Source organism: Herbaspirillum sp. 1173 (assembly GCF_031455335.1).
Classification (GTDB): domain Bacteria; phylum Pseudomonadota; class Gammaproteobacteria; order Burkholderiales; family Burkholderiaceae_D; genus Herbaspirillum; species Herbaspirillum huttiense.
The window spans coordinates 162,628-188,292 of sequence record NZ_JAVDSP010000002.1; the positions used below are offsets into that span (position 1 = coordinate 162,628).

Here is a 25,665-nt window from a genome sequence, read left to right on the forward strand (position 1 = left end):
TTTGTAGTGTGCGTCATCGATCGTGACGAAACGATGCTGCAAAACGACGATATAAACTGACGAAATGGCAGGTCACCCTGCCCCTGCCTTCATGCCGCAACCTGCTCCAGCCCCGGCATGACGATGCGGGTCGGCAGGCGCGCTGCGCCGCTGGCCTGCGCTGCCTGGATCTGGCGCGAACGATGCACCAGGAAATCGACCAGGTGATTGCGGATGCGATAGAACTGCGGATCGTGGTGCATGCCTTCGCGTGTGCGGTTCTTGGGCAGCGTGTTGATGACCACCTCGGCGATGCAGGCCTGCGGGCCGTTGGACATGAGGAAGATCTTGTCGGCCAGCAGGATCGCTTCATCGACGTCGTGGGTAATCATGAACACGGTCTGGTGCGTGGCCGCGCAGATCTTCAGCAACTCGTCCTGCACCACGCCACGCGTCAAGGCATCGAGCGCACCGAAGGGCTCGTCCATCAACAGCATCTTGGGCTCGATGGAAAAGGCGCGCGCAATGCCCACGCGCTGCTTCATGCCGCCCGAGAGCTCCGAGGGTTTCTTGTGTTCAGCGCCCTTCAAACCGACCATCTCGATGAACCGCCGTGCATGCTCCTCGGCCTTGGCCCGTGGCCAGTCCGGCCAGCGCGAACGCACCGCGAACACCACATTGCCCAGCACGCTGAACCAGGGCATGAGGGCGTGGCTCTGGAACACCACACCACGATCCAGGCTCGGTCCCTTGACTTCGCGCTGGTCCATGATGACGACACCCTCGCTGGCCGCTTCCAGCCCGGCCAGCACGTTGAGGATGGTGGTCTTGCCGCAGCCCGAGTGCCCGATCACGCAGACGAATTCACCGCGATCGATACCAAAGGAGACCTGCTCGAACACCGGCGGCGCGCCTGCTGCATAACGCTTGGCCAGGCCCTGCACGCTCAGGAAATTGTGATCCATGCTGCTGCTCCCTTCATTCGACATAGGTGACCCACTTCTGCAGCCGCGCGAAGATCAGGTCCAGCACCATGCCGGTCACGCCGATGACCAGGATGGCGAAGATCACGCTGGTCAGCGACAGGTTGTTCCATTCATTCCAGACGAAGTAGCCGATGCCGGTTCCGCCCACCAGCATCTCGGCGGCCACGATCACCAGCCAGGCGATGCCCATGGAGATGCGCATGCCGGTCAGGATGGTGGGCGCTGCCGCCGGCAGGATCACCAGGAAGGCGCGCCGCAGCGGCGCCACCTCCAGCGTCTTGGCCACGTTCAGCCAGTCGCGCCGCACCGAGGCCACGCCGAAGGCGGTGTTCATCAGCATCGGCCAGACCGAGCAGATGAAGATCACGAACACCCCCGACACCGAGGAATCCTTGATGGTGTAGAGCGCCAGCGGCATCCAGGCCAGCGGGGAAATGGGCTTCAGGATCTGGATGAAGGGATTGAGCGCACGCTGCATCAGCGGCGACATCCCCAGCAGGAAGCCCAGCGGCACCGCCACCACCGCCGCAATCGCAAACCCCAGCCCGACCCGGCCCAGCGAATAGGCCAGCTGGATGCCGATGCCCTTGTCATTGGGACCGTTGTCGTAGAAGGGATTGCTCAGTTCCTTGCGGATGGTCTCGCCCATCTGCGCCAGTCCGGGGAAGCCATCACGCTTGGCCGCGCCGCTGCTCTTGCCCATCAGCCTGGCGTACTCATCCTGGGCGGCACTGGCGGCGCTCTCCTTGGGCAGCGTGGCCAGATGCCACACCATCAGCAGTGCGGCCAGCAGCAGCAGGGAGATGAGCGCGGCGCGCCAGCCGAGATGCCGGGCCGGCATCACGCGCTCCTCTTGATGGCGAAGCTGTTCACGTAGGCGTCGGCCTTGTTGGCATCGAACTCCTTGCCCATGATGGAATACTTGCGGTAGGCCCCTTCCGGGACCGGCTGGCCCAGCTCCTTCATGTGCTTCTTGGCCTCGGTCAGCAGCAGTACCTTTTCGGTGATGGCCTTGTAGTCGACGTCGCCCTTGATGTAGCCCCAGCGCTTCATCTGCGTGAGAATCCACACCCCCATCGAATCCCAGGGCACCGGATCGAAGTCGGCGCGGCCCGGCACGTTCTTGACGTTGCCCAGGCCATCGGCGAAGCGGCCGGTCAGCACCTGCTCCACCACCGTCTCCGGCTGGTTCAGGTAGGCCGGCGGCGAGATCACCTTGGCCACCAGCGAGCGGTTGGCCGGATCGCGGGCCATGGCCGCCGCAGTCAGCACGGCGCGGAACAGTGCCGCGAAGGTGTTGGGATTCTGCTTGATGAACTCTTCGGAGGTGCCGAAGGCGCAGCAGGGGTGCCCGTCCCAGATCTCCTTGGAGAGGATATGAATGAAGCCGACCTCGTCATACACCGCACGCTGGTTGAACGGGTCCGGCCCGAGGAAGCCGTCGATATTGCCTGCGCGCAGGTTGGCCACCATTTCCGGCGGGGGCGTCACGCGAATCTGCACATCGCGGTCCGGGTCCAGTCCGTGCTCGGCCAGGTAGTAGCGCAGCAGGAAATTGTGCATCGAATATTCGAAGGGGACGGCGAACTTGAAGCCCTTCCATTGCTTGGGATCGCGCTTGTCCTTGTGCTTGGTATGCAGCGTGATGGCCTGGCCGTTGATGTTCTGGATGGTGGCCACGCGCATCTGCGTGGCATTGCTGCCCACGCCCATGGACATGGCAATCGGCATGGGCGAAAGGAAGTGCGAGGCGTCGTGTTCCTTGTTGATCATCTTGTCGCGGATCAGCGCCCAGCCGGCCGTCTTGTTGAGCGACACGTTCAAGCCCTGCTTGCGATAGAAGCCCAGCGGATCGGCCATGATGAGCGGCGCCGCACAGGTGATGGCGATGAAGCCGATCTTGAGGTCTTTCTTTTCCAGCGCACCATTCTTTTCCTGCGCCATGGCCTGCAGCGAGCCCAGCGGCAGCACGCTGGCAATGGCCGCGCGCGCCGCATTCTTGCCCACCGCCCGCAGGAAATCACGGCGTTCGGCCACGCGCGGGAAGAGCGAACGCATCAGCGCTTCTTCCACCACGTCATTGGTCAGGGTTTCGACATTGCGGCCACGCTGCAGGCGCTGCTGCTCGGCCAGCACATCGGCCTCGTGCTGCTGCTGGCTGCCGTGGCGGCCGCAGGAACAGCCCTGCCCGGCGCGTTCGGCGTCATAGGTGTGGAACAGATTGGTCTCTGGTGCGTCCGGCATGATTCCCCCGTTTGGTGAATGTGAGGTGAGTTGCTGCTTTCACTTTCACTACCTGCAAGGGATTTGCCAGCGCGCTGCATTACGTCATGGGCGCACGACATCTTGTAGTGCTGCCACTACAAACAGCGTCGATCACATCGTCAGAATGACGAAAACGCGCTGCAAAATGACGACACTCGGTGAGAAATGCTCACACCGGCAGCAACTGGTGCCGCACGGCATACATGGCAATGCCCACGTCATTGGAAGCGCCGGTCTTCTCCAAGATACGGCTGCGATAGGTGCTCACCGTATTGGGGCTCAATTCCAGCTGGTCTGCGATTTCCTTGACGCTGCGCCCTGCGGCGATCAACTGGAAGACCTGGTATTCGCGGTGCGACAGGCTCTCATGCGCGGCCCGCTGCGGGGCCGTGGCGCGCTGAGCCAGGCCCGAGGCCAGGGTCTCGGCCATCTGCGCGCTCACGTAGAGGCCGCCGCCAGCGGCCTTGCGGATGGCTTCCACCAGTTGCTCGGGGTCGGTGCTCTTGTTGAGATAACCTGCTGCGCCCAGCTTGTAGCAGCGGGCCGCGTATTGTTTCTCGGGATAGGTGGACAGCATCAGCACCGGCAGGCGCGGCATCTCCTGCTTGATCTGGCGCAGCACGTCCAGCCCGTCCTGCTGGGGGATGGCGATGTCCAGCAGCACCAGGTCGATCGCCTCCACCCGCGCACTGTGCAGCACCTCCGGCCCGCTGGCGCATTCGGCAGCCACCTCGATGTCGGGCGTGTCGGCCAGGATCTGCTTCAAGCCCTCGCGCACGATGCGATGGTCGTCGCAGAGCAGGATGCGGATGTTGTCACCGGGGCGGCTCATGGCAGCTCCCGGCTGGCGTGATGGGGCAGGCGCAGGCAGACCAGCGTGCCGGGCCTGCCGTGCTCTGGTGCATACCGCGCACCAGCAATGCTCAGTGCGCCACCGAAGTGCAAGGCGCGCTCGCGCATGCCCATCACGCCATAGGACGTGGCCGCTTCCTGGGCGGCACGGGGCGTGCCCACGCCATCGTCTTCCACCTCCATGCGCAGTTCTGCCGGGGTGAGGTGAACCGCGATGCGCACCTGCGTGGCCTGCGCGTGGCGCGCCACGTTGGAGAGCATTTCCTGGAAGATGCGAAACGCCGCCGTGGCCTTGGCCCCATCCGGGACGAAGGCTTCCGGCGCGATATCGAACTCGACTTCGCAGGGCAATTCGGTGGCTTCCGAGAATTCCTGCACCTGCCATTCCAGCGCGGCGATCAGGCCCTGGTGATCGAGGATGCTGGGGCGCAGGTCGGTGATGATGCGTCCCACGTTGTCCACTGCGGTTTCGATCAGGCGGCTCATGGCCTCGCACTTGCGCGCCACCGGATCGAGATCGGTCACGCGCTTGGCCATCCAGTTCACATCCAGTTTGAGTGCCACCAGCAGGCTGCCCAGTTCGTCATGGATTTCGCGGGCGATGCGGGTGCGTTCATCCTCTCGCACCGAATGCGCATGCGCCGACAACTGCCGCACCTGGCGCAGTGCAGCCGAGAGCTCACGGGTGCGCTCGGCCACGCGCACTTCCAGTTCGGCCTTGGCCCGTTGCAACTGTTCCTCGGCCTGGCGCCGTTTGGAGATATCGCTGAAGGCGATCACCGCCCCGCGCACCTGGCCGCCATCAATGATCTGGTAGGAAGAATATTCGGTCGCAAAGCAGCTGCCATCGGCGCGCCAGAACACTTCCTGGTCGACCCGGCAGGACTCGCCCTTGCGGAAGGCCTTCAGGATCGGACACTCGGCCTCGGGGTAATGGCCGCCGTGTTCATGGCTGTGATGCACCAGTTCGTGCATGTTGTGGCCCAGCACGTCTGCCGGCGCGTAGCCCAGCATGGCCGCACCGGCGCGGTTGATGAAGGTGCAGCGCCCCTCCAGGTCGATACCGTAGATGCCCTCGCCGGTGGAGTCCAGCAGCAGGGCCAGCTTGTCGCGCAGCAGGCCGCCTGGCGGGGCCAGGGCGGCAGCAGCGGAAACGGGCAGGAAAGGATCGTGGCGCATGATCCTCCCTGCCCGCAAGAGCCATGCCAGAACCAGCCCGGCGTGGCGCCGGACCTTACGGCATGTACTGGCCGCCGTTGACGTCGATGATCTGGCCGGTGACGTAGCCCGACATCTGGTCCGAGGCCAGATAAAGGAAAGCACCGCTGCATTCATCAGGCTCGCCGATGCGGCCCATGGGGATGGTCTTGCGGAAGCCTTCCAATTGTTCCGGAGTGGTGAAGCGTTCCTGGAATGGCGTCATGATCACGCCCGGCGCCACCGCATTGACGCGGATCTTGTCGGCCAGCAATTCCTTGGCCATGCCGCGCGTGATGGTGCTGACGAAGCCTTTGGACGCCGCATAGATCAGCGCTCCGGGGCCGCCGCCATGGCGTGCCGCCACCGAGGTGACGTTGATGATGTTGCCGCCGCCCTGGGCGCGCATGACGGGAATGACCGCACGCGTGAAGGCCACCACCGAGCGGGCATTGATGTTGATGATCTCGTCGAAGAGTTCATCGGTGACCGTTTCCAGCGGGGCCCGCTTGACCAGCGCGCCGGCGTTGTTGATGAGCACGTCGATGCGGCCCATCTGCTCCACGGCCTTGGAGACGGCGGCGTTGATGGCTGCCGTATCGCGCACGTCCGCGCCGATGGTGACGGCCTTGCTCCCAGCGGCGCGCACTTCTGCGGCCACGGCCTCCGCCTCTTCCTTCGAGCTGTTGTAATGGACCACCACGTGGGCACCACGTGCTGCGAAGGCGCGCGCGGCGGCCGCGCCGATACCGGTGCTTGCACCGCTGATGAAGACGACTTTACCTGCCAGATCCAGCATGCTGTTCTCCTGCAATCGATTGATAAGGAAAGATCCTGCCTGTCCGGCTTGTAGAAGTGCTGCATCAACAGGCGGCCCTGCGCGCCTTGCCGGTATCGCTTCTTGTGAGGGGCACCGCGGCCATGCTGCGGCTGTGCTGCCACGCCGCCGTTGTGGAATGCTGCGGGACCAGCCCGGCAGCAACGGCGACGCTTCTTGCGTTGGATCGTACTTGTTGACTCAGTCGTGGACCGATTCGTTCTGGCTGCGTCCGGCGCTGCGATAGGCATCGCGCACCCGCAGCAGGTGGTTGCGCATGGCTTCGGAGGCCTGGTGCGGATTGCGGGCCTTCAGGGCGTCCAGGATGTCGCGGTGGTCCTGCAGGCTGCGTTCCAGCGTGGAGGGGATGCGCGAGGTGATGGAGCGGCTCTTCTTGCCCAACATGTAGAGACTGCCGGCGACGCTTTGCAGGAAGGGATTGTTGCAGGCCTCGATGATGGCCTCGTGGAATTCCACATCCGCTGCCGAGAAGGCCGCCGGGTCCGACAGCAACCGCGCCTCATCCTCGACGTTGCGCGCCAGGCGCGCCAGTTCGGCGTCGTCGATATGGGTGGCGGCCAGCGCGGCCACGCCGGTCTCGATGATGAGACGGGCGTCGAACAGCGCTTCCAGCGTGCCGGGGTTGAGATCGATGATCATCTCCAGCGGCTCCAGCAGCTCGCGCGTTTCCAGCGAACTGACGAAGGTGCCCTCGCCCTGGCGGATGCGCAGCAGGCCCAGCAGGGCCAGCCCGCGAATGGCTTCCCGCACGGCAGGACGGCCCACGCCCAGCATGGCTGCCAGTTCGCGCTCGGGCGGCAGTTGCTGGTCGGGTTTCAGCAGGCCGCTGCGGATCATGGTCAGCAGCCGCTGGGCTACCTGCTCGGAAATGGATTTCTGGACGATGGGGTCGAAGGACATGCTCTCTGGGTATCTGCCTGTAGGGTGAATCGCTGCCGTCGCGGCAGTGTCGGCCTGGCCCGCCAGCCCGGCGTGTGCGGGCGACAAAAGGTATGACCAATCGGGGGTGAGGATAGGTATGGGGGAGGATTGTGTCAAGCGGCGGGAAAATTGGTGCGGTGCGCAAGAAACTAGGCGATATCGCACCACCCATCAGGTTCCGTCACACAAGCGCGCTGATCCGTGCGAAGAGCGTGGGGTCTTGGTCCACCAACTTGAGCAACACGGCTGCCTGCGCGTTGGGCCGTGATACGCCCTGCTCCCAGTTTTGATACGTCCGCGGATTGACACGCAGGCTGCGGGCCATGATCGCCTGAGACACCCGAGCCTTGCCCCGTACCCGTTGAATCTCCTCGGCGGTGATCGTGACCGGCTCCGGCGATAGCTTGACTTTGCTTGTGCGCAAGGTCAGCTTGCCCTCTCGCTCATTGGCCATGTCTTGCACGCCCGCCATCAACTCTTCGAATAAATTTCTTTTTTTCATGATGTCTTCCTTGAGGACAGTTCATCTTCCAGCGCACGCCTGAGCAGTTTTCTCTGATGAGCAGTGAGGTCGTTCATCTCATCTTTGTCGTAGATAGAGCAAAGCCAGAAGTGGCATTGTTCGTCCCAAAAATAGTAGATCACTCTCAGGCCACCACGTTTTCCCTTGCAACGACGCGCATCAGGAAAACGAATCTTTCGAAGTCCCCCCGCATCCTTGATGAGGCTTCCCGCTTGCGGCTGCCGCATCAGCATCTGCTGAAGCGTTGCAAAGTCATCGTCCGAGAGGTAGTTCTCCCGGACTGCTGCAAACATTCGCGTTTCTTTGAAGATCGCTTCCATCCGCGAACCATACGCATCTCGCGTATAGTTCGCCATCGTACCATAGTGCAGCATCAATCCAGCTTCCGCCCCGCCGTCTCCCGCACCATGGCAATGGCCACCAGTGAGATGAGGCCGGTGCCGATCACATACCAGGCCGGACCCAGGTTGGAACCGGTGGCCTTGACCAGCCAGGTGGCGATGAACTGCGAGAAGCCGCCAAAGATCGATACGCCCAGTCCATAGCACAGGGCCAGCCCGGTCGCCCGCACGCGGCGCGGGAACAGTTCGGTCATCATGACCACGCTGGAGACCGAAGTGAAGACCATGGGAATGACCATCACCGTCACCGCCGTCAGCAGGCCCATGCCGCTGCGCAGATGGTTCATCAGCATGAAGGCCGGGAACACCAGGACGATCAGCGCCAGGCGCGACCAGGTGGCCACCGGCTTGCGGCCGAGGCGATCAGTCAGGATGCCGGCCGGCGCACACAGCAGCAACTGCAGCAGGCCGGCCAGCCAGGAGGCCCACAGCGCCAGCGAGAACGGCATGTGCAGGATGGCCTTGGCATAGGTGGTGATGTAGTGCATCACGATGTAGTTGGCCGAGGTCCCGCCGATGACGATGGCCGTGCCCAGCAGCAATGGTTTGCGATGCGCCTGCAGGATCTCGCTCAGGGCACCCGGTGCCCGCTTGCCCGGCTGGCCTGACGCGGGCGCATGTTCCACCTCGGCGGTCTCATCGAGGAAACGGCGGATGTAATTGCCGATCGGCACCAGCAGCAGGCCGACGACGAATGGCAGACGCCAGCCCCAGCTTTCCAGCTGCTCAGCAGTCAGCGCATAGGTCAGCAACAGTCCCACGCCGGAGCCGACCAGCGTGCTGAGCGCCTGGCTGAACAGTTGCCAGCTGCTGTAGAAACCACGTGTCCTGTCGTCCGCGTATTCCAGCAGCATGGAGGTCGACGCGCCCACTTCGCCGCCCACCGCAAAGCCCTGGATCATGCGGCCGGCGATCATCAGCAGCGGCGCGGCCAATCCGATCTGGGCGTAGGTCGGGGCCACGATGAAGATGGCCGAGCCCACCGCCATGAGCCACAAGCTCAAGGTCATGGCCGGCTTGCGTCCGCGCCGGTCGGCGAACTGCCCCATGATGATGCCGCCCAGCGGGCGCATCAGGAAACCCACCCCGAAGGTGGCCAGCGACATCATCAGCGAAGCCCATTCCGAGGTACTGGGAAAGAACTGGCGACCGATGATGGCCGCAAAGTAGGTGTAGATGGAAAAATCGAAAAACTCCAGGCCATTGCCGATGGTGATGGCGGCGATCTTCTTGGCCTTGGAAACCGGAGCGGGTACGGCAGCAGCGGGGCTGACGGCGGCTGAGTGGCTGTTGCTGTTCATGGTGTGGGTGGCCCTTCTGTCGTGTCTGTTGTGCGTTGGCAGCGCCCGGCGAGATTGCGCCGCCGGGTGCCGTTCTCCCCTGTGACGGATCAGGCCACCAGCGGCGCGTCCGACAGGAAGCGCTGGGTCAGCTTGACCCAGTAGCTGGCCGCGATCGGCAGGATGCCGTCATTGAAGTCATAGCGCGGGTTGTGCACCATGCAGCCGCCCTGCTCTCCTTCCCCATTGCCGATGATGACGTAGCAGCCCGGGCATTGCTCCAGCATGAAGGAGAAATCCTCGCTGCCCGTCAGTTGCTGGACGTTCTCGATGAAGGCGTCCTGTCCCAGCCAATCACGCACCACGCCTTCGGCAAAGGCGGTCATGCCCGCATCGTTCTGCAGCGCCGGATAACGCCAGTGGTAATCGACCTCCGCCCGCGCGCCCATGGCCTGCGCCTGGGTCTGGGCCAGCTCGGTGATGCGCTGGCGCAGCAGCGCCCGCACCTCGGGCGAATAGGCGCGCACCGACAGGCGCAGCTCGGCGGTCTCGGCGATCACGTTGGGGGCATTGCCCGCATGCAGCGCACCGACTGTCACCACCGCCATCTGGCGCGGATCGACATTGCGCGCGACCACGCTCTGCAAGGCCACTACCAGATAGGAGGCCACCAGAATTGCATCGACCGTGATGTGCGGCATGGAGCCATGCCCCCCATTGCCGATGATCTTGATGATGACGGTATCGGACGAAGCCATGAAGGCCCCCGGCAGGGTACCGAACTTGCCCACCGGATAACCGGGCATGTTGTGAAAGGCGAACACGCCATCGCAGGGAAATCGCTCGAACAGGCCATCTTCGACCATCTTGCGCGCACCGCCCAGGCCTTCTTCGGCGGGCTGGAAGATCAGGTGCAGGGTGCCATCGAAGTCGGTGTCCTTGAGCTCGCGCGCGGCCGCCAGCAGGCTGGCGGTATGGCCGTCATGGCCGCAAGCATGCATGGTGCCGCCGTGCTGGCTGGCATAAGGCAGCTTGGTCTCCTCATGGATGGGCAGGGCGTCCATGTCGGCACGCAGGCCAAGGCGGCGCGGACCGCTGCCCTTCTTCAAGGTCCCCACCACGCCGGTCCCGCCCAGGCCGCGATGGACCTCGTATCCCCATTCGGCCAGCTTGCCGGCGACCAGCTCGCTGGTGGCGTGCTCCTCGAACGCCAGTTCGGGATGGGCGTGAATGTGGTGACGCAGCGCCACGCTTTCCTGCAGGTGGTGCAGGATGCCGGGCACGAGGGCGGAAGAGGACGGGTTCTTGGTCATTGCGGGTCTCAGGGTAGTGGAATGCGATCCTGCCGATGCGCACTGGCAAGCACGCTGGCATGGCCGGTCTCACCATGCAGCATGCATACCAGTGCGTCTCCGGCAGACGGAACAGGCCGGGCGGGAGAGCCCCGGGAGCTGCGTAAATCATTTACACTTCTGCCCGCAACACCCTGCCCTTCCTGGTGCGGCAAGTGTGCAGCCATTGCGCGGCGGCGTCGCGTCAACGGCTCGTTGACATGAATAGATCCGGTTGAATCGAAAAACAGATGCGCGAATACGGTGCAGCGTTTATCCTCGCCGCACCCCTTCATGAGGCCCCCCGAGGAGCGAACCCATGGCGCGTCCGCCCGAACTGAAGCTGCAGCAACTGCAATATCTGATCGCCATCGCCGAGCATGGCGGCCTGCGTTCGGCTGCACAGGCCCTCAACGTGACCGCCGCCGCTGTCAGCAAGGGCTTGCAGGAGTTGGAGAATACCGCCGGTACCCGCTTGCTGGAACGCCAGGCACAGGGGCTGCAGCTCACGGCTGCGGGCCGCAAGCTGCTCACTCGAGCCCGGCTGATCCAGTGTGAAGTCGAACAGGCCATGCAGGAACTGGGCGCTGCGCGGGCCAGCAATCGCATCCGTTTCACCGTCGGTGTCACGCCGTGGATTTCGCTGACCCTGCTCACCCCCACGCTGCTGCGCTTTGCCGAACTGCGGCCGGATGTGAGCCTGCGCCTGTCCGATGTCTTCGGTTCCGACTATGCTGCCCTGCGCGAGGGCAGCATGGACCTGGCCATCGGCCTGGCACCGCCCGATGAGGGCAGCGCTGAACTGGCGGCACGGCCGCTGTTTTCCTACGAACACGCGATTGCCTGCCGCCGTGGCCATCCGCTGCAGCAGGCCCGCCATCTGGAGCAACTGGCCGGACAATCATGGTTGGTCAGCCACGAGATCGGCCAGTACCAACCGCCCCTGCGCGATTTCTTCCAGACACACTATGGCGACGGTGCGCTGCCTGGCGGCGGCCAGGTGCATCAGTACCGTTCCCTACACATGATGGAACTGATCTGCAACAGCGACCTGCTCACCGTGGTCCCCTGGCCGGTGATCGAAGCCAGCCGCCAGCACTACCCGCTGGAAGCGCTCACGCTCAAGGAGCGGCTGCCGGCCAGCATCACCTGCTACGTCACGCGCAAGAACGCGCCCATCCATGGCTGCGTGAGCGATTTCGTCGGGGCCATGATGCATGTGCTCACCGACGAGGCCACCCGCAGCCGCTTCCTGCATCCGCGGGTGTTGCGTTCGCTGGACGTGATCGCACAGCGCTAGCCGGCAGGCGCGCGCATCTGGTAGCCTAGGGCCTGCCCACCCCACCGCCGAGCACCCATGAACCTGCGTTTCGTCGAGGCCTTCCACTGGGCCGCCTCGCTCAAGAGCATCACCCGCGCCGCTGAAAAGCTCCACATCACGCAATCGACCATGTCCAGCCGCATCGCCTCGCTGGAAGAGGAACTGGGCGTGGTGCTGCTGGACCGCCGCGAGAAACAGTTTCGCCTCACCGTGGCCGGCCAGCGCTTCCAGCGGCTGGCGGTGAAGCTGCTCGACATGCAGCGCCAGATCCGCCAGGAGCTTGGCGGCAACAGCGCCGGCCCGCTGCTGCTGCGCATCGGCAGCATCGAATCGGTGGTGCACAGCTGGCTGCCGGCGTGGCTGCAGGAAATCCGCAGCCGCTATCCCGATTTCGCGCTCGAACTCACGGTGGAAACCTCGCCCGTGCTGACCGAGCAGATCCGGCGCGGTGCCCAGGACCTGGTCTTCACCTCCACCGTAGGCAGCGACACGGCCGTGCGTTCGCGCCTGATGACGGCGATGGAAATGGTCTTCGTGGGCCATCGCGAACGCTTCGGCACTCGTTCTCACACGCTGGAAGAACTGGCCGCACACGACCTCATCACCTTCCAGCGCGGCTCGCAGCCGCACCAGGGATTGCTGCAGCTGTGCCAGGAATGGGGCGTGATCGAACCGCGCGTGCATGCCATCTCTTCCATCTCCGCCATGGTGCAGCTGGTCGAAGGCGGCTTCGGTGTAGCCACCCTGCCACGCGCCTCGGTGCGCGAACTCACGCGCCGGCTTCCCTTGCGCATCCTGCGCTGCGAAGCCACGCTCCCGCCCTTGCAGATCCACGCCAGCTATCGCGAAGACCCCAGCTCCAGCCTGGCCGAACTGGTCCTCGATTCGGCGTTGGAGCATGCACGGCGCACCCAGGGCAAAGGCCGCACCGCAGAAAAATGAGCCACTGGCACGGAAATCGCTACAGTGAATTTTCCGTTGTCCTCATCGAAAAAATCGATAACAAAAGATATAAATTTTTTGTTGGACGCTGTCCCGGCACGCTCCTAACATCGGCTCCATTCCAAGAAGGAGACCGCCATGCCAGAGACTGCCACCGCCTCGCCTGCCGTACCGATTCATTCCGCCGCAGCGCCTGTGCTGTCGGCTTCCTCCAGCGCGCTAGACGTGCGGCTGGCCGCCCGCAGCGGGGCATTCACCGGCCACACCAGCGGGGTGGCCAGTGCCCATGTGCAAGTCAACCTGGCGATCCTGCCGGCGGCGTTGGCCGATGATTTTCTCGCCTTCTGCGAACGCAATCCCATCCCCTGTCCCTTGCTGGCCGTGTCCAAGCCGGGCTCGCCCGCCCTGCCCGCGCTGGGCCTGGATTTGGACGTGCGCAGCGACGTGCCGCGCTATCACCTGTGGCGTGACGGCGAGCGCGTGGCCGAGGTGAACGACCTGCGCGCGGTGTGGCGCGACGATCTGGTCACGTTCGCGCTGGGCTGTTCCTTCTCTTTCGAGCATGCGTTGCTGGCCGCCGGCATTCCGCTGCGCCATGTCAGCGAAGGCCGCAACGTGGCCATGTACCGCACCAATATTCCGACGCAGCCGGTGGGCGTGTTCCAGGGACCGACGGTGGTGTCGATGCGGCCGCTCAAGGCCGCCGATGCCATCCGCGCCATCCAGATCACCGCACGCACGCCGCAGGTGCATGGCGCACCCATTCACATCGGCGACCCGGCCTTGATCGGCATTGCCGATCTCCACCAGCCCGACTATGGCGAAGCGGTGGACATCCACGCCGATGAGCTGCCGGTGTTCTGGGCCTGCGGCGTCACGCCGCAAGCCGCCATCGTCGCCGCCCGGCCCGAATTCTGCATCACCCATGCACCCGGCTACATGCTGGTGACCGACAAGCTCAACAGCGAACTGCTGCTCGACGCGCAGGCCTAGCGCCTGCTGCCGCTCTACCGTTTTTTCATCGATGGCCGCATGCTGCCTGCACGCGACCAGCGATGCCGCACGTCAGTGATTTACACATTCATTACGGGGATCAACATGTGGCTGCAAGAGACAACGACATCCGAGCGACGCACGCTCACGGCGACCTTCACCGGCTATGCGGTGGATGGTTTTGATTACATGATCTACACCTTCCTCATCCCCACGCTGCTGGCTGCGTGGAGCATGAGCAAGGCCGAAGCGGGCTATATCGCCACTGGTGCCCTGCTGACCTCAGCCATCGGCGGCTGGGCAGCAGGCGTGCTGGCCGACCGCTACGGGCGGGTGCGCGTGCTGCAATGGACGGTGCTGTGGTTTGCGCTCTTCACCTTCCTCTCGGGCTTCACGACGTCCTTCGGCGAGCTGTTCTTTACCCGTGCGATGCAGGGCTTCGGCATGGGTGGCGAATGGGCCGTGGGCTCGGTGCTGATCGCCGAGACCATCTCGGCCCGCCATCGCGGCAAGGCCTCGGGCCTGGTGCAGAGCAGTTGGGCGGTGGGCTGGGCAGCGTCGGCACTGGCGTTCTGGGGCGTCTATGCGGTGCTGCCGCCGGAGACGGCGTGGAAGGTGCTGTTCTGGATCGGCGTGCTGCCGGCCCTGCTGACGCTCTACATCCGCCGCGCCATCAGCGAACCGGCCGTGTATCTGGCGACCCAGGCCCGGCTGCGCGAGAGCGGCCAGCGCGGCAACTTCCTGCGCATCTTCCATCGCGACCTGCTGCGCACGACGCTGCTGGCCAGCCTCCTGGCGACCGGCATGCAGGGTGCATATTACTCGGTGACGACCTGGCTGCCGACCTTCCTGAAGACCGAACGCCACCTGTCGGTGCTGGGCACCAGTACCTATCTGCTGGTGTTGATCGGCGGGTCTTTCTGCGGCTACCTGACCTCGGCCTGGCTGTCGGACACCATCGGCCGCCGCCGCTGTTTCATGCTGTTTGCGGCCATGGGGATCGTGCTGGTGCTGAGCTATACGCAGCTGATCATTACCGATGCGTGGATGCTGGCGCTGGGCTTCGTGCTGGGATTTTTCCTGTCGGGGATTTTCTCAGGAATGGGGGCTTATCTGTCTGAACTGTTTCCCAGCGATGTGCGCGGTTCGGGACAAGGATTCTGCTACAACTTCGGGCGTGCGGTCGGGGCAATCTGTCCTGCGCTGGTGGGCTATCTCAGCAACAGCCTGCCGCTGGGGCAGACCATCGGGTGGATTGCGGCCGGGTGTTATGGGCTGGTGATCGTGGCTTGCCTGATCCTGCCGGAGACCCGGGGCAAGGAGCTGGAGGCGGTGGTGGCGGCGTCGTGATCCACCACCGTCCCGTTGAACAACGCCATGCTCAGTTCACGCCGGATTCGTTTTCCATGTCGGCGTGAGCGTTCTCGGCCAGCTCGCTCAAGTAAATGGCTGGCACGGAATCGGTCAGCCAGACAGCGTTATCGGCGATATGGAACACGCTTCCCGCTGCGGCCATTTTCTTTGCATCGACCACAAGCACGACCGGCTTGCCATGCCGGCTGCCGACCTGCCTTGCCACCTCAGGACTGGCGGACAGATGCACATGCTGGCGGGATCCTGCATGCAGTCCGCTGGCGTAGATGGATTCCAGAAAGCGCGTCGCCGTGCCGTGATACAGCACGTCCGGCGGCACGCTGGGTGGCAGTCCAAGCGCAATCTCGACGGAATGGCCTTGATTGGCTCGAATCCGTTGGCCATCGGGGCTCAGAGCAAAACGTTTCTTGTCGCTGCTCGCAACGATGGCTTCGACCAAGGGGCGGTCGAAGCTCAGGCCATTGGCGTGAGCGTTGGCCAATCGAATCAGTTCATCTACGTCTGCCCAGCCGGCGGAATCCAGTTGAAGGCCGATCTCTTCGGGCTTGTGGCGGAGTACCAGGCTCAGGAATTTGCTGGAGGTCTCCATTGATTTTCGGTTGCTGTTCATTTTCAATCATGTGTTGGTGATGTCTGCCTACTGCAATGGCGGGCATTCAGGACATAAGTGGCCACTGCTCCGTATCGCGATGGCTATTCAAACCTGCCGCAGCGAACCAGTCGACATGTTCGGAAACATTGACGCCGACCAGAGCATCCACTAGGAGTGGTATCAATCAAGTCCTCCTCTGGCCGAAACGGTTTCTAGATGACTATTTTCTGAAATCGATCATCGTACGGCAACAGGTCATCATGCGGCTTGATGCACCTGATGAAGCAACGATTCGTCAGGAGCTCGATTCGCTCGTCGAGGGTCAGCTCCGGACAGGCTTCCAGGACCTCCTTCAATTCAGATCCTTTCGCGTGCAGATCGTATTTGCCATCGACGTTGAAGTACTGCATGTTACCGATGGCATAGTCTCGCCGAAAAGCCGTTCTCCATTGCGAGTTGCTTCCCCAGCCGTGGGACAGATCACGGTGAGGCCTCGCTTTTCGGCGATAGGCCCAATACAGAGTCGTGCTGCGCGCCAGATCAGGATCAAGAACCTTGGCGTTTGCTTCCAATTCAATTCCGCCGCGCAGGACAAGCAGATTGCCGAGCATCACGCACGGCCATCGGCAGGAGATGATTTCAGGGACAGGAGAAGCCTTGTCCGATACACGTGCATCGACGATCTTATGATGGAACGGCGAAAAGGACGCAGGCGTCAGCGATCTCAGGCCCAGAACCTTGATGAACTTCAGAAATTCATCCATGGAAATCTGCGGACCCTCCCAGCCCGCGTCTGGCCCCGGCTTCTGGAAACCCAGAATCAGAAGATCCAATACGCGGCTCAGCGCATAAAGCTCCCACGACTCCTCCAGGCTCACCAAAGGAACAGGCTCACCTTCGCGGTGACCCAGGGAGCGCAACCACGTTTGCTGGTCTCCACTTGTCCTGAGCCAAGGCAATAGAACCTCGGCATAGACGCTTTCACCATCATGCGCCAACAGCGCATCATGCAAATGGCGGAAGGAGATCTGGTTCAACATTCAATTTCCTGGACAAGAGATTGTTTTCTTCGCGCCCGCCAGCAAGAGGACTTCCATCATTCAAGGCCGATTGTCCGAGGCAGTGCCCGAACAAAATCCTAGCGCTCTCCATATTGCGGGGCCAGCTCCGTGATCATTTCGACCAGGTCCTTCCTGGTGGCTTCCGGCGCGCCATGAAGTTGAGCAGCAAGAGCTTCCATCTGAGAAACGGCAACATCTTCATCGATCTGCGAATCTTCAGAGAATTCCAGAAAGATGAACATATCGATGATGGAACGTACAATGGCTTTGTCGAGCATATTCAATAGTCGGGAAGATATGATAGTGGCCGATTGCGGACCGAGCTATTCGCTACTTTTGTGGATCATAGGCCAATGTCAGACTGTCCCAGTGCAGATCATGATCTTCAACAGAGGCAGACCAGTCGCATGAATTTAACAGGCGACGCAGTTCGGAGAGACAGCCGCACCAGTGCTGCACACCTATCCATGTCGCTTCGCCTGAATTGTCCGGAAGCTTGGTGCTACCAGAAAAGACGATAGCGCTTTTGAACATGCCTGGTCGCTGACCGTTGAGTTCGAAATGAAAGGATTCCCAGTTAAGGCCAACGCCTGTCGACAAGAATTTTTCTATTTGGGAATCAACTGAATATCTTGCACAGATCAATTCTATTTCCTTGATCTCCGAGGGACTTAATGGCTTTTTTCTGCGGGCGGAGTAGTAGATGGAAACTGACACTTTCAGGAGTCCTATAAATTGATTTCGCTCATTATGTCCGTTATTGGCTGGAAGCAAACAATCATTCCAAGAGCTGTTTCTCTTCTGATAAAGATGGACGTTCCGCGACAGCCCCGTAGAGGAAAGGAATATTGATGCCTGTGTTTACCAAGAAGCTCCAACAGAGCCTTCGGCTCCAATTGTTGGATCAATCTCGAGAAATTATGGCAAACACTGACGTGGGCAGCCTGGGGGAGATTTTAAAGAAAAACTTTCCTTCTATTACTCGCCCTCTTCTCATCAATTGCGTGCCGGACCAAGGGGAAGACATTTATTGGATACTAGTCAGTTCAAAAGAGATTGCGGTTATTGAGATCCCGCGCAAGAAAACCGATACGGCTGGCAGCATCCTTGAAATTATCGAAGTCGATGCCTACCAATTTAAACGACTTTCACGGGGGCCAAGGCAGCGGCTCGCAATCGCACTTGAATTGATCAGCTAGAGACCTGTGTTTGCTCCATATCTCTCGACAACCCGCTCACTGCCTGACTGGCTACAAATCACCTACGCAGGTCCGATGCCCGGTTTGTAACGCGCAAAGCGAGAGCCGCCAGGCAAAACTCATTTTTGAAGTTCCATTCGCACTGAGTAGTCAGTCGTACCATGGTGAAACCAGTGCGCCAAAGAGAAACGCTGCCACCGAAACAGCGGCCAGCAAAGCTGGAGATATCTTTTCCGATGAAATACGCAGTCTCGTCAAGAGAAAAGCCCTGACATTCAGAAGGAGAGCTCCCGGCAATATGGCAATGGCCGGATACAGAATCACGCCCCACCCAACTTGCGCAGCTTCATTCAAAAGCGCCAGCCCGAACAACACGAATAACGCCGGTGCAAAAGGCAATACGATGTCTGAAAGAAGCAAGGTCTCGTGTTTCCAGAGATATCGCCACGGTGCGATGAGTGCGGTCAGGATCGCCAGGAGTGTCACAGCGAGATGAATGTATATCAGCATCATTTATATATTTCTTCGAAATGGCTGTTTCTGCCCGGATGCAGCCCTAACGCTCCAATACCTGAACGTCGGCCTTCTCTCCCGTATCAAACAACTGTGCGAATTCGATCACCTCTGCAAGGGACTCATCGATATGAGAAGTAGTAGTAATGAAATGAGGCTCAGCTGCCCCTTGATCCAAGGCTATCCAGTCCAACGCCTCCTCCCATTTGTCGGCATCAGCCCCCAAGACGCAAAAGAGCCTGACACCATCACGACAAAGCTGGCGAAGGAAATCCTCATCTCGCTCAGGAACATAGCCGGATCGGGATAGAAAAACAATTTTCTTGGAATAGGTCATCCTGGATTACCTTTTCTACTCCTGGCAGATTGCTGACAAGGTACGCGGCACATCTGTATCGTCTAAGACTTGGCTACCGCGCATTGAGATTCAGCAAGGTGCGATTCAGTCTTTCAAAATCAATAGGTAGAGGCACATCGGTGATGCAGTTTGGATTGCATCTGAAGTCGCGGTCATTCATCTGGAGCCAAACGCTAAACATGGCTGAATCCCTGCCAGAACCTTTGACACATTGACAGCAATATCCTGCCAAAGCTTGGCAAATAGTTTTCGTGACAATGAGGTCATGGGCATCTTGCTCTTGCTTGTTTGATCGCTCTGAAACGAGCGTTAATCTGCTTGTTCGACGCTCACTGCTGGCCAGTAGCAGACCTCAGGAATGGCATTTTTCTCTTCAGATATTTCAAGCGCTTTCAAAAGGCTCACTTCGATCGCATCCATCCAAAAAGAAGATAGCAAAAGCCATTGATGACGCCGATGATAATTGCACCGATTTCCAGCGCGACCAAAAACTGATTTACGCCAAAATAGAAATTTATAAAGTGCAGGATAAAGGCAACGACCGTCAAAAAGATGGCCAAGGAAAATTGAATTTTGAATCTCTTGGAATATTTGGACATGGTCAATCTGCCGTTTCTTTGCTAATGGACTCGTCTGTTCCTGCCCGGATGCAATCATTCGACTATCTTTTTAGACTCGTCGACAAGCCTATCCCAGCGAGAAAACAATCGGAACCCAACGTAGTCGTTCTTATATTTAAAGGTCCGCCGATAGTAGCAATCCCAGTAGCTAATCATTCTAGCTTTTGCCTTTGCATAGAACGCCGGGTTTTCTCTCAATATTTGGGCGTACATTCCAGCATCGAAGTGATCAACATTCTTTTCTATGTCGTAGAGAATTTCGATGACATATTCACTTGCCAACCAGATTACAAACGGAACGATCCACGGTTGGCTCTGATTGAAAAGATTTGCCAGCTGACGCTGTCGAATATAACCATCGTGGTGCCGCGTTAGTATGCATGTGTACAAAGTGCCTGCTTCCACGGGAAGACTCTTGAACACTCGCTCGTCGAATTGCTGATAAATCCGGACAGGAAGTTCGAGATTTTCTCCCTCGATCTTTACTTCGATTAAAGGTCCACTTGAGAACGTTATTGGGCGAGTTCTTTCCGCAAACAATGCCGCATATTCCCTCAACTGTGAGGGAAATGCCTTTGTTAACTGAGCGAGCGTATTTTGATCGATGGGCACGATTTTTATTCTTGGATTATTTTTATCAATATTGCTATCCGCTTACGGCTGCGGTTTCTGGCCGCTATCGGACGAATTGACTGGCAAAATCGTGAAAGTTATCGGCTATTCGGATGGCGGTCTCAGGCGCCATTCCAATCAATGGCAACATGTAGACACACCCTCGTTCATCAAAGGCCAGCACTTCACCTCCGCCATTTCCCGCAAATGCAATGAAGCCGGGCGCATACGTTTCGATTTCAATATCCGAATTGTTTTCATCAATTTCCTCCATAGCCCAGAGGCTGACGTAGCCTGGGTGCGCATCATCGAGAGTGAATCCTTCGAACAAACCATTTTCTTGAATATAGTCGCGGTAGCTGCTTGGTATCGATGGATGCATAGTATCCCGCTCATCATTTTTAACTTCGGGTGGCACTCTGGGCGCTTGGAGATTGGTTGTTGACAAGGGTCAGCCACACTTGCCAAGCAGCTCTTCACTCAATACATCGCCAACCGACACGATCTTCAATTGACCCGTGAAAGCGCGCAGTCCACGGAAGAACTTTCCTATATCGCCTGTCGGCCTCTCGTACTCAGGTACGCGGACCGGTAGCGCATAGCCCTTCTCAACAAATGGCCCGAACAGGTCCGCCAGTTTGTCCGGTGCCACAACGCAAGTGTCCTTTTTTCGCGGACGAAACAGGGGCTTGGGAGCGAGTTCGTCCCTGACCACAATCACTGCGTCCGTCTGCGGCATGAGCGTTGGAATACCATCCCCCCACACTACTGCCGAGCGCAAGTGGCCATCAATGGTCGCCAACATGATTGTGGGCACGAACAGCACCTCACCGAACTCCTCTTGCAATGCCGACTTCGCGCGATTCCATCGCCAGGCCGCCTCGATCTTCGCTTCAGGACAGGCCAGAAACGGCCCCTTGTGCTGTGATGTGATTGCCTTGTAGCCGAACTCATTGCCGGCATTCCACCCGGCGAGGAACCCTTCGCGGGTGTACGGCCCCCGGTCCATGCCGTGCGTTTGCGGGTCTTCCACGTCGGGCTGAAAGTGCTCCACGAACGCACGGACCTCAGGCTCGGCCTCCAGGCCGAAGATGTGTGGGCGGAAGTAGTTGAGGTTCAGTGATGCACCCACCAGCTGATTCGGGTCGTCATCACTCTCCTGAAATTCGAACAGGAAGTACACCCCCGTGTCCTGGCTCTGGTAAACCGCTGACCCATTGAGCTGGTAGTGCGGACGGCGGCGGAAATATTCCTCCACGGCACTTCGCTGTGTGGGCTGCGGGAAAGTGAAAAAGAGATCGTAGCTCATGGTCAGTCCAGGTTTGTCATCGGGTTCTTTGCATCGGCCTGCACGCCAGCCAGCCGCTCAATGATCTGGCTGGCCACCGATTGCAGACTTTGCCGGCATTCTCGCCAGAAACGCGGCACTCCCGGCCGTCGATTATGGCAATCATTTCTGAACCGCCCTTCTGTAGAAGACACGGAAAATCAGATAGGCCAGGAAAATGACCACCATTAAAAACAGGCAGAACGGCCAGATGCTGAAGGTGCCAAGGACAAGCACACCAGGCTCTCCAACTATCCGGTAATGCTGTCCATCCCGCGGTTCAGGTATGGAGAAAATTCCAAGAGATGAGTCCAGGACGAAATAGCAAGCGTAACTTGCCACCACGGTAGAAACGAAATAGGTCCGAGGACGTGAAAGCCTGCGTCCAAAAAGAACTGCTGCTACTGCTGCACAGAACAAAGGAAGCACCAGTATCAACATGGTTTCCCATTCCAAGTGGTCCAGCAGCACCAATATCGCAAGGCCAATGGTCAATATCGCCAAAGCAGATCCGGATGCCAAGGATGGATTCTTCATGAAATCATTTGAATGAGGTACGGGTTGTCAATCCGCTGCGCTTCTGGCCGCTTGCGGACTTCGGCTATTTGATCCCGACGGTTCCCCAGCCATCGTAGTAACCATGATGGCTGGCGGCCAAGGCTGAAAGGTCGCGTGTTATCGCTTGCATTGCACCGATCTCCGGCGCCATTTTTCGCTTCGCATGCACCTCCCACAGCGTTCGCTTGGGGACCTTTCCGATACTGGCAATCTCGTAACCGCGAGCGCGAAGGTTGTCAGCTGCCGCCACTGCATCGCTCTCCTGGCCGAAGACAAGAAAGAAGTCGATGTCGTGCGTCTTGGTCAAATCTGCGCCATTACGCTGCAGGTTCTCGATCACCCGGGCATCCTGTTGTTCAGCAATTGAAGTCTGCGCTACCGCAGGAAAACCCGTAAGCGATGCGCCTGCCAATAGCGAGCATAGAAGCAAATGAAACGGTTTCATCATGATTTTCCAATAGAACAGGTCGACGGCATCAGTTGTATCTCGGCTACTTCCATCGAATTTTATTATCGATTGCAGCGATATCAGGAAATGACCATGCATACGTCATGGCAAATTTTTAAAAGTGACAAGCTGCTTCTTCCGGTGAAAACGATCACACTCCCTCAACTGCCCAACCGGTCTCTGAACATTGCGGCTCTTCAGAACTGAAATAAAAATGCACGTGCCGTGAAGTGCCTGGGTTTCATTCGAGTCGATTCCAAGGTCAGCAGAAATTCCTGACAGGGTTGATGTTCGTTGACTGTTCCTGGCCAGATGCGGACAAGAGTTCACCGCGTATCAGGGACAGGCAGTTTCTCCAGCGCTTCCACCTGAACCGATTTGCATCGGAATGTTCCTTTCAAGCCCCAGGAGGATTCGATGCTTACGCTCGCTTCCAAGGTATCCGACATCGCGTCCACAGCGATATCCAGAGAATGAATGACATTCTGGCCGTTGAAGTCAGACATGACGAGATCCTGTAGCTCCTTGAAGACGAGATGAACAAGAAGGTTCTTGTGCAGCCTCAAGTGATACTGCGCAGTTCCCAGTCCAATCTGCTCATGTCGTCGGACATGAATGCTGAGGCGGAGTGATGAGCCCCCTTCTTTCCCGAAATCTGCTTCTCGCTGAAGAAGAGCAGCAACGACTTCGTCATCGTGAAACGATGGCCATTCCCCTAGTTCAACAACTAGTTGCTCAGAACCATCGATGAAATCAAGAATGTCTGTGTTTGCGTTCATGGTTTGGATACATGGCAGGTCTGGTGCTAGCCGATTGCGGGTTGCTTGTAGCCATTCACTGCGGTAATCATCGTAAGGAAAGCGGATAGCGTTATCCCAATGCGCATCATCTGGCCTTCACGAACGTCATGGCGACGCCAAGTCATGGGTGATAATTATTACATCTGCGTCCGCAGGGCATCTTCATGTTGAACCAAACACTTGCGAATGCCATGGGGCATTGGCATCAGCGAACCAGGAAGAATTCGATTGATTGGCGAACTGAGCAAGCTCACTCAGTTCGCCCTGATAACGCAGATAAAGAGCAAGCAGCTCCTGAAGACTTGAAGCGGAGATCCTTTTGGAACGCAGGCGGATGTGCAGTTCCCTACCATAGCCTTTGACCGACACTACCGCGGGGATAGATTGAAGCCACGTGAAAAATGCTGCCTCGTCTCCAGGAGAGAAATAGCGCATAGGAGCCTGCCAGATAAGTGTGGCCATATCAAACTGATGGATTAAGGAACATGAACGGATAATACTGCCTGCTGAAACACATCCTGTTGAAGCAAATTCAAATTGACCGGAGATGAGCGAAATGCCGAGTCTGCATCTAGCGGAAATCAGACCGGCTACTCCAATTGCCTGATCGTTTTACTGAAGGCTGGCAATCCCAGCAAACGGGCATGCTGATGGAAACTCTCCTCCGTCATGGGTCCTGTAACGCTGTCTTTTTCCATCTCCAGGAAAAAGTACTGCACGATTTTTCTATCGTTGTCTGGATGCCGCTTCGCGACGATATAGCGTTCATCCCAACCCACTGCGAATACCGTTTTCTGAATTCTCCCGACGCAGTTTCCTTCGGGCAGCTCGTAACACAGGTACATATCCTCCTGGCTGTCGATATGAGCCAAGAGGTAGGGGCCGACCAAGCGCTCATCTGACGGGCCACATCCAGCCAGCAGCAACATGAGAGCCATTAAGACAGAGATTTTCAGTCCCTTGCGATTGATGAACATGGTTGATCTACCGTCTCTTTCATGCGGGTCCTGCCTGTTCGTGGACGCCCCGTTCAGGAAGCAGCATTCGCTCGTGTCGGCATCCACAGTTTCACAGGGCGCAATTCGCGCTTTGCCGCTGGCCAGATGTAGACCGAATACAAGTCGTCGGCGGGCTCCCATTCATTTTTAATCGTATGCACCCCGCTGATCAGGTACATGAAGCCATAAGACCCGGGCGCTATCTCCAGTCGAGAGGCATCCGGAAAGTACTCGGTGCAGCCGAGCACGACGATTTTTCCTGTGGGAGAGGCGAATGCACCTTCTACCACGTGGTCGAATTGGTCCGACTGGATCTCGGGAGGCTCATCGACAACATGAAGCTCAACCTGCACATCAACATTTCTCAGCGTTCCGAAAGACAGTGCTGTTTCGCCCGCGGCGACCATCATGCCAACGGGTGCATTGCGCCAAAGCTCACCGAAATCATCATTCGATTCTTCATCCTGGACGATGAACTGAAAATAGTCCGCAAAAATGCGTAATCGATATTTCGCCACGCTTCCCTCTTGATGTCTCGCTAATTTCGAACTGACACTCCGCGCGAAAATTGGGGGGAGGACAGTCTCGATTGCGGTGTTCTGCAAATATCGAAGACGGCTACCAGCCAATAGCCAAGTTTCTCACCTGCAGATTTGCCCGAGAATTTCCTCGACTTCCGGAACAATCGCCTTCCGGGCTGCGTAGGCTCCCTTGTCCAAAGGGGGAAAAGTTACCCAGATTTTCAACATGCGACGGCCCATCGGAACACCCCAGATGGCCGTCACAAACTTCTCTCCCGTTTTCTCGTCTGTCCAGAGGAAGCCCAGATCCATGCTGGCCATACTCTGCCCGCCCACGTTCAGCGTCCCACGCTGGGAAAAAAACATCAACACCCCCTCGTGCAAGGATCTCACGCCAGAGACGGACTGCGCCATATCCTTGATGTCATCGTCCCTGCTGTCTCCTTCCCGGTCCATCAGGAAGATAGTGAAGTCAAGATAAGGATCTCGCCGAGTGTATCCGGACAGCATGGTATTTCTGGACGCCCTGGCTTGAGCCAGGAATTCCGGTGGATACTCCACTGCTGCAAAACCTGTGGTGGAAGCTGGCGGGCAGATTTCAGCCTCGCCGGTCGCACTCTTGCACGAATCACATTGCACTGCTGCCAGAGCCGGGTTCGAGTTCAACAGCATTTGCAAGAGAATGCCGACGGCTAAAGCTGGCTTGAATATTTTCTTCATGACGCGTGAATGGGCGGAGGAGTTATTCGACAACGCTTATTATCGCCATCAATTTGAATTCAGATGGGTGGTGCGAATACGCCAGGTTCAGCACTTGACGGCATACGCCGCTTAACTTTCTTACGCTGCAGCAGA

At 59.0% G+C, this 25,665-nt stretch carries 33 protein-coding genes; 5 read left to right on the forward strand and 28 right to left on the reverse strand.

The features are described from left to right. Positions 1-89: 89 nt before the first annotated feature. The 11 genes from J2X56_RS08675 to J2X56_RS08725 all read right to left on the reverse strand — a co-directional run bounded on the left by J2X56_RS08675 (position 90) and on the right by J2X56_RS08725 (position 10,555). A complete protein-coding gene (locus J2X56_RS08675; RefSeq protein WP_034329820.1) occupies positions 90-944 on the reverse strand; it encodes an ABC transporter ATP-binding protein in 855 nt (284 codons plus the stop codon). Positions 945-957: 13 nt separating this feature from the next. Further along, complete coding sequence (gene ntrB / locus J2X56_RS08680; protein WP_121045040.1) at positions 958-1,806, reverse strand: nitrate ABC transporter permease; 849 nt, start codon at positions 1,804-1,806, stop codon at positions 958-960. Then, positions 1,806-3,209, reverse strand: coding sequence for a CmpA/NrtA family ABC transporter substrate-binding protein (locus J2X56_RS08685; protein ID WP_134137378.1), 1,404 nt, complete (start codon positions 3,207-3,209; stop codon positions 1,806-1,808). Before J2X56_RS08685 ends, ntrB begins: the two co-directional genes overlap by 1 nt. Positions 3,210-3,399: 190 nt before the next feature. Beyond that, positions 3,400-4,062, reverse strand: coding sequence for a response regulator transcription factor (locus tag J2X56_RS08690; RefSeq protein ID WP_121045044.1), 663 nt, complete (start codon positions 4,060-4,062; stop codon positions 3,400-3,402). Beyond that, positions 4,059-5,261 carry a PAS domain-containing sensor histidine kinase gene (locus tag J2X56_RS08695; protein WP_121045046.1) on the reverse strand — a complete coding sequence of 401 codons (1,203 nt, stop codon included), beginning with the start codon at positions 5,259-5,261 and terminating at the stop codon, positions 4,059-4,061. Before J2X56_RS08695 ends, J2X56_RS08690 begins: the two co-directional genes overlap by 4 nt. Positions 5,262-5,316: 55 nt before the next feature. Continuing rightward, complete coding sequence (locus tag J2X56_RS08700; protein ID WP_121045048.1) at positions 5,317-6,078, reverse strand: SDR family NAD(P)-dependent oxidoreductase; 762 nt, start codon at positions 6,076-6,078, stop codon at positions 5,317-5,319. Positions 6,079-6,297: 219 nt separating this feature from the next. Next, the gene (locus J2X56_RS08705) at positions 6,298-7,017 is read right to left on the reverse strand and encodes a FadR/GntR family transcriptional regulator (RefSeq protein ID WP_034329812.1); all 720 of its coding nucleotides are present in this window, start codon (positions 7,015-7,017) and stop codon (positions 6,298-6,300) included. A gap of 202 nt (positions 7,018-7,219) precedes the next feature. Continuing rightward, positions 7,220-7,540, reverse strand: a complete 321-nt coding sequence (locus J2X56_RS08710; protein WP_121045050.1) for a DNA-binding transcriptional regulator — start codon at positions 7,538-7,540, stop codon at positions 7,220-7,222. Then, positions 7,537-7,935, reverse strand: coding sequence for a toxin (locus J2X56_RS08715; RefSeq protein WP_243442889.1), 399 nt, complete (start codon positions 7,933-7,935; stop codon positions 7,537-7,539). The genes J2X56_RS08710 and J2X56_RS08715 overlap by 4 nt, the downstream gene beginning before the upstream one ends. Continuing rightward, a complete protein-coding gene (locus J2X56_RS08720) occupies positions 7,935-9,263 on the reverse strand; it encodes an MFS transporter (RefSeq protein ID WP_121045052.1) in 1,329 nt (442 codons plus the stop codon). The genes J2X56_RS08715 and J2X56_RS08720 overlap by 1 nt, the downstream gene beginning before the upstream one ends. Positions 9,264-9,352: 89 nt before the next feature. Then, entirely contained in the window at positions 9,353-10,555 is a 1,203-nt protein-coding gene (locus J2X56_RS08725; RefSeq protein ID WP_121045054.1) for a M20 aminoacylase family protein, read from the reverse strand. Between the two features lie 337 nt (positions 10,556-10,892). Between J2X56_RS08725 and J2X56_RS08730 the strand changes: the two genes are divergently transcribed. From J2X56_RS08730 to J2X56_RS08745, 4 genes are all read left to right on the forward strand, one after another. Continuing rightward, complete coding sequence (locus J2X56_RS08730; protein ID WP_121045055.1) at positions 10,893-11,873, forward strand: LysR family transcriptional regulator; 981 nt, start codon at positions 10,893-10,895, stop codon at positions 11,871-11,873. Between the two features lie 57 nt (positions 11,874-11,930). After that, on the forward strand, positions 11,931-12,836 hold the full coding sequence (locus J2X56_RS08735; protein ID WP_121045057.1) for a LysR family transcriptional regulator: 906 nt from the start codon (positions 11,931-11,933) through the stop codon (positions 12,834-12,836). A gap of 138 nt (positions 12,837-12,974) precedes the next feature. Continuing rightward, the gene (locus J2X56_RS08740; protein ID WP_209567231.1) at positions 12,975-13,829 is read left to right on the forward strand and encodes a putative hydro-lyase; all 855 of its coding nucleotides are present in this window, start codon (positions 12,975-12,977) and stop codon (positions 13,827-13,829) included. Between the two features lie 105 nt (positions 13,830-13,934). Further along, positions 13,935-15,179 (forward strand): MFS transporter, encoded by a 1,245-nt coding sequence (locus J2X56_RS08745; RefSeq protein WP_121045062.1) that lies wholly within the window; start codon positions 13,935-13,937, stop codon positions 15,177-15,179. A gap of 31 nt (positions 15,180-15,210) precedes the next feature. On the opposite strand, the gene J2X56_RS08750 is transcribed toward J2X56_RS08745, so the two are convergent. The 4 genes from J2X56_RS08750 to J2X56_RS08765 form a co-directional block, all read right to left on the reverse strand. Continuing rightward, the gene (locus J2X56_RS08750) at positions 15,211-15,813 is read right to left on the reverse strand and encodes an RNA 2'-phosphotransferase (protein ID WP_310159638.1); all 603 of its coding nucleotides are present in this window, start codon (positions 15,811-15,813) and stop codon (positions 15,211-15,213) included. 194 nt (positions 15,814-16,007) lie between these two features. Continuing rightward, on the reverse strand, positions 16,008-16,835 hold the full coding sequence (locus J2X56_RS08755) for a hypothetical protein (protein WP_310159641.1): 828 nt from the start codon (positions 16,833-16,835) through the stop codon (positions 16,008-16,010). A gap of 98 nt (positions 16,836-16,933) precedes the next feature. Beyond that, positions 16,934-17,134, reverse strand: coding sequence for a hypothetical protein (locus tag J2X56_RS08760; RefSeq protein ID WP_121045068.1), 201 nt, complete (start codon positions 17,132-17,134; stop codon positions 16,934-16,936). Between the two features lie 52 nt (positions 17,135-17,186). Further along, positions 17,187-17,573, reverse strand: coding sequence for a hypothetical protein (locus tag J2X56_RS08765; RefSeq protein ID WP_199725129.1), 387 nt, complete (start codon positions 17,571-17,573; stop codon positions 17,187-17,189). 134 nt (positions 17,574-17,707) lie between these two features. On the opposite strand from J2X56_RS08765, the gene J2X56_RS08770 reads away from it, so the two are divergent. Beyond that, positions 17,708-18,055 (forward strand): hypothetical protein, encoded by a 348-nt coding sequence (locus J2X56_RS08770; protein ID WP_034329782.1) that lies wholly within the window; start codon positions 17,708-17,710, stop codon positions 18,053-18,055. A 150-nt stretch (positions 18,056-18,205) separates the two neighbouring features. Here J2X56_RS08770 and J2X56_RS08775 read toward each other — a convergent pair whose 3' ends face one another. The 13 genes from J2X56_RS08775 to J2X56_RS08835 all read right to left on the reverse strand — a co-directional run bounded on the left by J2X56_RS08775 (position 18,206) and on the right by J2X56_RS08835 (position 25,530). Beyond that, positions 18,206-18,568 carry a hypothetical protein gene (locus J2X56_RS08775; protein ID WP_121045070.1) on the reverse strand — a complete coding sequence of 121 codons (363 nt, stop codon included), beginning with the start codon at positions 18,566-18,568 and terminating at the stop codon, positions 18,206-18,208. A gap of 43 nt (positions 18,569-18,611) precedes the next feature. Beyond that, positions 18,612-18,905 carry a hypothetical protein gene (locus J2X56_RS08780; protein WP_121045072.1) on the reverse strand — a complete coding sequence of 98 codons (294 nt, stop codon included), beginning with the start codon at positions 18,903-18,905 and terminating at the stop codon, positions 18,612-18,614. 330 nt (positions 18,906-19,235) lie between these two features. Next, a complete protein-coding gene (locus tag J2X56_RS08785) occupies positions 19,236-19,583 on the reverse strand; it encodes a hypothetical protein (protein WP_134040378.1) in 348 nt (115 codons plus the stop codon). Beyond that, positions 19,580-20,158, reverse strand: coding sequence for a hypothetical protein (locus J2X56_RS08790; RefSeq protein ID WP_121045074.1), 579 nt, complete (start codon positions 20,156-20,158; stop codon positions 19,580-19,582). Before J2X56_RS08790 ends, J2X56_RS08785 begins: the two co-directional genes overlap by 4 nt. A 64-nt stretch (positions 20,159-20,222) precedes the next feature. After that, positions 20,223-20,606: an SMI1/KNR4 family protein gene (locus J2X56_RS08795; protein ID WP_134040376.1), complete on the reverse strand. Its 384-nt coding sequence runs from the start codon at positions 20,604-20,606 to the stop codon at positions 20,223-20,225. A gap of 3 nt (positions 20,607-20,609) precedes the next feature. Then, positions 20,610-21,467, reverse strand: coding sequence for a hypothetical protein (locus J2X56_RS08800; RefSeq protein ID WP_134137398.1), 858 nt, complete (start codon positions 21,465-21,467; stop codon positions 20,610-20,612). A 141-nt stretch (positions 21,468-21,608) separates the two neighbouring features. Continuing rightward, positions 21,609-22,022 (reverse strand): hypothetical protein, encoded by a 414-nt coding sequence (locus J2X56_RS08805; protein WP_134040374.1) that lies wholly within the window; start codon positions 22,020-22,022, stop codon positions 21,609-21,611. 64 nt (positions 22,023-22,086) lie between these two features. Then, complete coding sequence (locus J2X56_RS08810; RefSeq protein WP_157845692.1) at positions 22,087-22,491, reverse strand: ribonuclease E inhibitor RraB; 405 nt, start codon at positions 22,489-22,491, stop codon at positions 22,087-22,089. 326 nt (positions 22,492-22,817) lie between these two features. Next, complete coding sequence (locus J2X56_RS08815) at positions 22,818-23,270, reverse strand: Imm50 family immunity protein (protein ID WP_310159648.1); 453 nt, start codon at positions 23,268-23,270, stop codon at positions 22,818-22,820. A gap of 183 nt (positions 23,271-23,453) precedes the next feature. Beyond that, entirely contained in the window at positions 23,454-23,753 is a 300-nt protein-coding gene (locus J2X56_RS08820) for a hypothetical protein (protein ID WP_310159649.1), read from the reverse strand. Positions 23,754-23,881: 128 nt separating this feature from the next. Further along, the gene (locus J2X56_RS08825; RefSeq protein WP_310159650.1) at positions 23,882-24,268 is read right to left on the reverse strand and encodes a hypothetical protein; all 387 of its coding nucleotides are present in this window, start codon (positions 24,266-24,268) and stop codon (positions 23,882-23,884) included. A 53-nt stretch (positions 24,269-24,321) separates the two neighbouring features. Then, complete coding sequence (locus tag J2X56_RS08830; RefSeq protein ID WP_310159651.1) at positions 24,322-24,807, reverse strand: hypothetical protein; 486 nt, start codon at positions 24,805-24,807, stop codon at positions 24,322-24,324. Between the two features lie 123 nt (positions 24,808-24,930). After that, positions 24,931-25,530, reverse strand: coding sequence for a hypothetical protein (locus J2X56_RS08835; RefSeq protein WP_310159653.1), 600 nt, complete (start codon positions 25,528-25,530; stop codon positions 24,931-24,933). Between the last annotated feature and the right edge of the window lie 135 nt (positions 25,531-25,665).

What these genes read in the sequence shown, in the direction of transcription:
- J2X56_RS08690 (WP_121045044.1), bottom strand. Translation starts at nt 4,062, where the DNA reads ATGAGCCGCCCCGGTGACAACATCCGCATCCTGCTCTGCGACGACCAT.
- J2X56_RS08715 (WP_243442889.1), bottom strand. Translation starts at nt 7,935, where the DNA reads ATGCTGCACTATGGTACGATGGCGAACTATACGCGAGATGCGTATGGT.
- J2X56_RS08800 (WP_134137398.1), bottom strand. Translation starts at nt 21,467, where the DNA reads ATGAGCTACGATCTCTTTTTCACTTTCCCGCAGCCCACACAGCGAAGT.
- J2X56_RS08705 (WP_034329812.1), bottom strand. Translation starts at nt 7,017, where the DNA reads ATGTCCTTCGACCCCATCGTCCAGAAATCCATTTCCGAGCAGGTAGCC.
- J2X56_RS08815 (WP_310159648.1), bottom strand. Translation starts at nt 23,270, where the DNA reads ATGAACGCAAACACAGACATTCTTGATTTCATCGATGGTTCTGAGCAA.
- J2X56_RS08805 (WP_134040374.1), bottom strand. Translation starts at nt 22,022, where the DNA reads ATGAAGAATCCATCCTTGGCATCCGGATCTGCTTTGGCGATATTGACC.
- J2X56_RS08825 (WP_310159650.1), bottom strand. Translation starts at nt 24,268, where the DNA reads ATGTTCATCAATCGCAAGGGACTGAAAATCTCTGTCTTAATGGCTCTC.
- J2X56_RS08740 (WP_209567231.1), top strand. Translation starts at nt 12,975, where the DNA reads ATGCCAGAGACTGCCACCGCCTCGCCTGCCGTACCGATTCATTCCGCC.
- J2X56_RS08775 (WP_121045070.1), bottom strand. Translation starts at nt 18,568, where the DNA reads ATGATGCTGATATACATTCATCTCGCTGTGACACTCCTGGCGATCCTG.
- J2X56_RS08780 (WP_121045072.1), bottom strand. Translation starts at nt 18,905, where the DNA reads ATGACCTATTCCAAGAAAATTGTTTTTCTATCCCGATCCGGCTATGTT.
- J2X56_RS08785 (WP_134040378.1), bottom strand. Translation starts at nt 19,583, where the DNA reads ATGATTGCATCCGGGCAGGAACAGACGAGTCCATTAGCAAAGAAACGG.
- J2X56_RS08700 (WP_121045048.1), bottom strand. Translation starts at nt 6,078, where the DNA reads ATGCTGGATCTGGCAGGTAAAGTCGTCTTCATCAGCGGTGCAAGCACC.
- J2X56_RS08730 (WP_121045055.1), top strand. Translation starts at nt 10,893, where the DNA reads ATGGCGCGTCCGCCCGAACTGAAGCTGCAGCAACTGCAATATCTGATC.
- J2X56_RS08745 (WP_121045062.1), top strand. Translation starts at nt 13,935, where the DNA reads ATGTGGCTGCAAGAGACAACGACATCCGAGCGACGCACGCTCACGGCG.
- J2X56_RS08770 (WP_034329782.1), top strand. Translation starts at nt 17,708, where the DNA reads ATGCCTGTGTTTACCAAGAAGCTCCAACAGAGCCTTCGGCTCCAATTG.
- J2X56_RS08835 (WP_310159653.1), bottom strand. Translation starts at nt 25,530, where the DNA reads ATGAAGAAAATATTCAAGCCAGCTTTAGCCGTCGGCATTCTCTTGCAA.
- J2X56_RS08820 (WP_310159649.1), bottom strand. Translation starts at nt 23,753, where the DNA reads ATGGCCACACTTATCTGGCAGGCTCCTATGCGCTATTTCTCTCCTGGA.
- J2X56_RS08750 (WP_310159638.1), bottom strand. Translation starts at nt 15,813, where the DNA reads ATGAACAGCAACCGAAAATCAATGGAGACCTCCAGCAAATTCCTGAGC.
- J2X56_RS08725 (WP_121045054.1), bottom strand. Translation starts at nt 10,555, where the DNA reads ATGACCAAGAACCCGTCCTCTTCCGCCCTCGTGCCCGGCATCCTGCAC.
- J2X56_RS08735 (WP_121045057.1), top strand. Translation starts at nt 11,931, where the DNA reads ATGAACCTGCGTTTCGTCGAGGCCTTCCACTGGGCCGCCTCGCTCAAG.
- J2X56_RS08760 (WP_121045068.1), bottom strand. Translation starts at nt 17,134, where the DNA reads ATGCTCGACAAAGCCATTGTACGTTCCATCATCGATATGTTCATCTTT.
- J2X56_RS08720 (WP_121045052.1), bottom strand. Translation starts at nt 9,263, where the DNA reads ATGAACAGCAACAGCCACTCAGCCGCCGTCAGCCCCGCTGCTGCCGTA.
- J2X56_RS08710 (WP_121045050.1), bottom strand. Translation starts at nt 7,540, where the DNA reads ATGAAAAAAAGAAATTTATTCGAAGAGTTGATGGCGGGCGTGCAAGAC.
- J2X56_RS08695 (WP_121045046.1), bottom strand. Translation starts at nt 5,261, where the DNA reads ATGCGCCACGATCCTTTCCTGCCCGTTTCCGCTGCTGCCGCCCTGGCC.
- ntrB (WP_121045040.1), bottom strand. Translation starts at nt 1,806, where the DNA reads ATGCCGGCCCGGCATCTCGGCTGGCGCGCCGCGCTCATCTCCCTGCTG.
- J2X56_RS08675 (WP_034329820.1), bottom strand. Translation starts at nt 944, where the DNA reads ATGGATCACAATTTCCTGAGCGTGCAGGGCCTGGCCAAGCGTTATGCA.
- J2X56_RS08755 (WP_310159641.1), bottom strand. Translation starts at nt 16,835, where the DNA reads ATGTTGAACCAGATCTCCTTCCGCCATTTGCATGATGCGCTGTTGGCG.
- J2X56_RS08810 (WP_157845692.1), bottom strand. Translation starts at nt 22,491, where the DNA reads ATGATGAAACCGTTTCATTTGCTTCTATGCTCGCTATTGGCAGGCGCA.
- J2X56_RS08685 (WP_134137378.1), bottom strand. Translation starts at nt 3,209, where the DNA reads ATGCCGGACGCACCAGAGACCAATCTGTTCCACACCTATGACGCCGAA.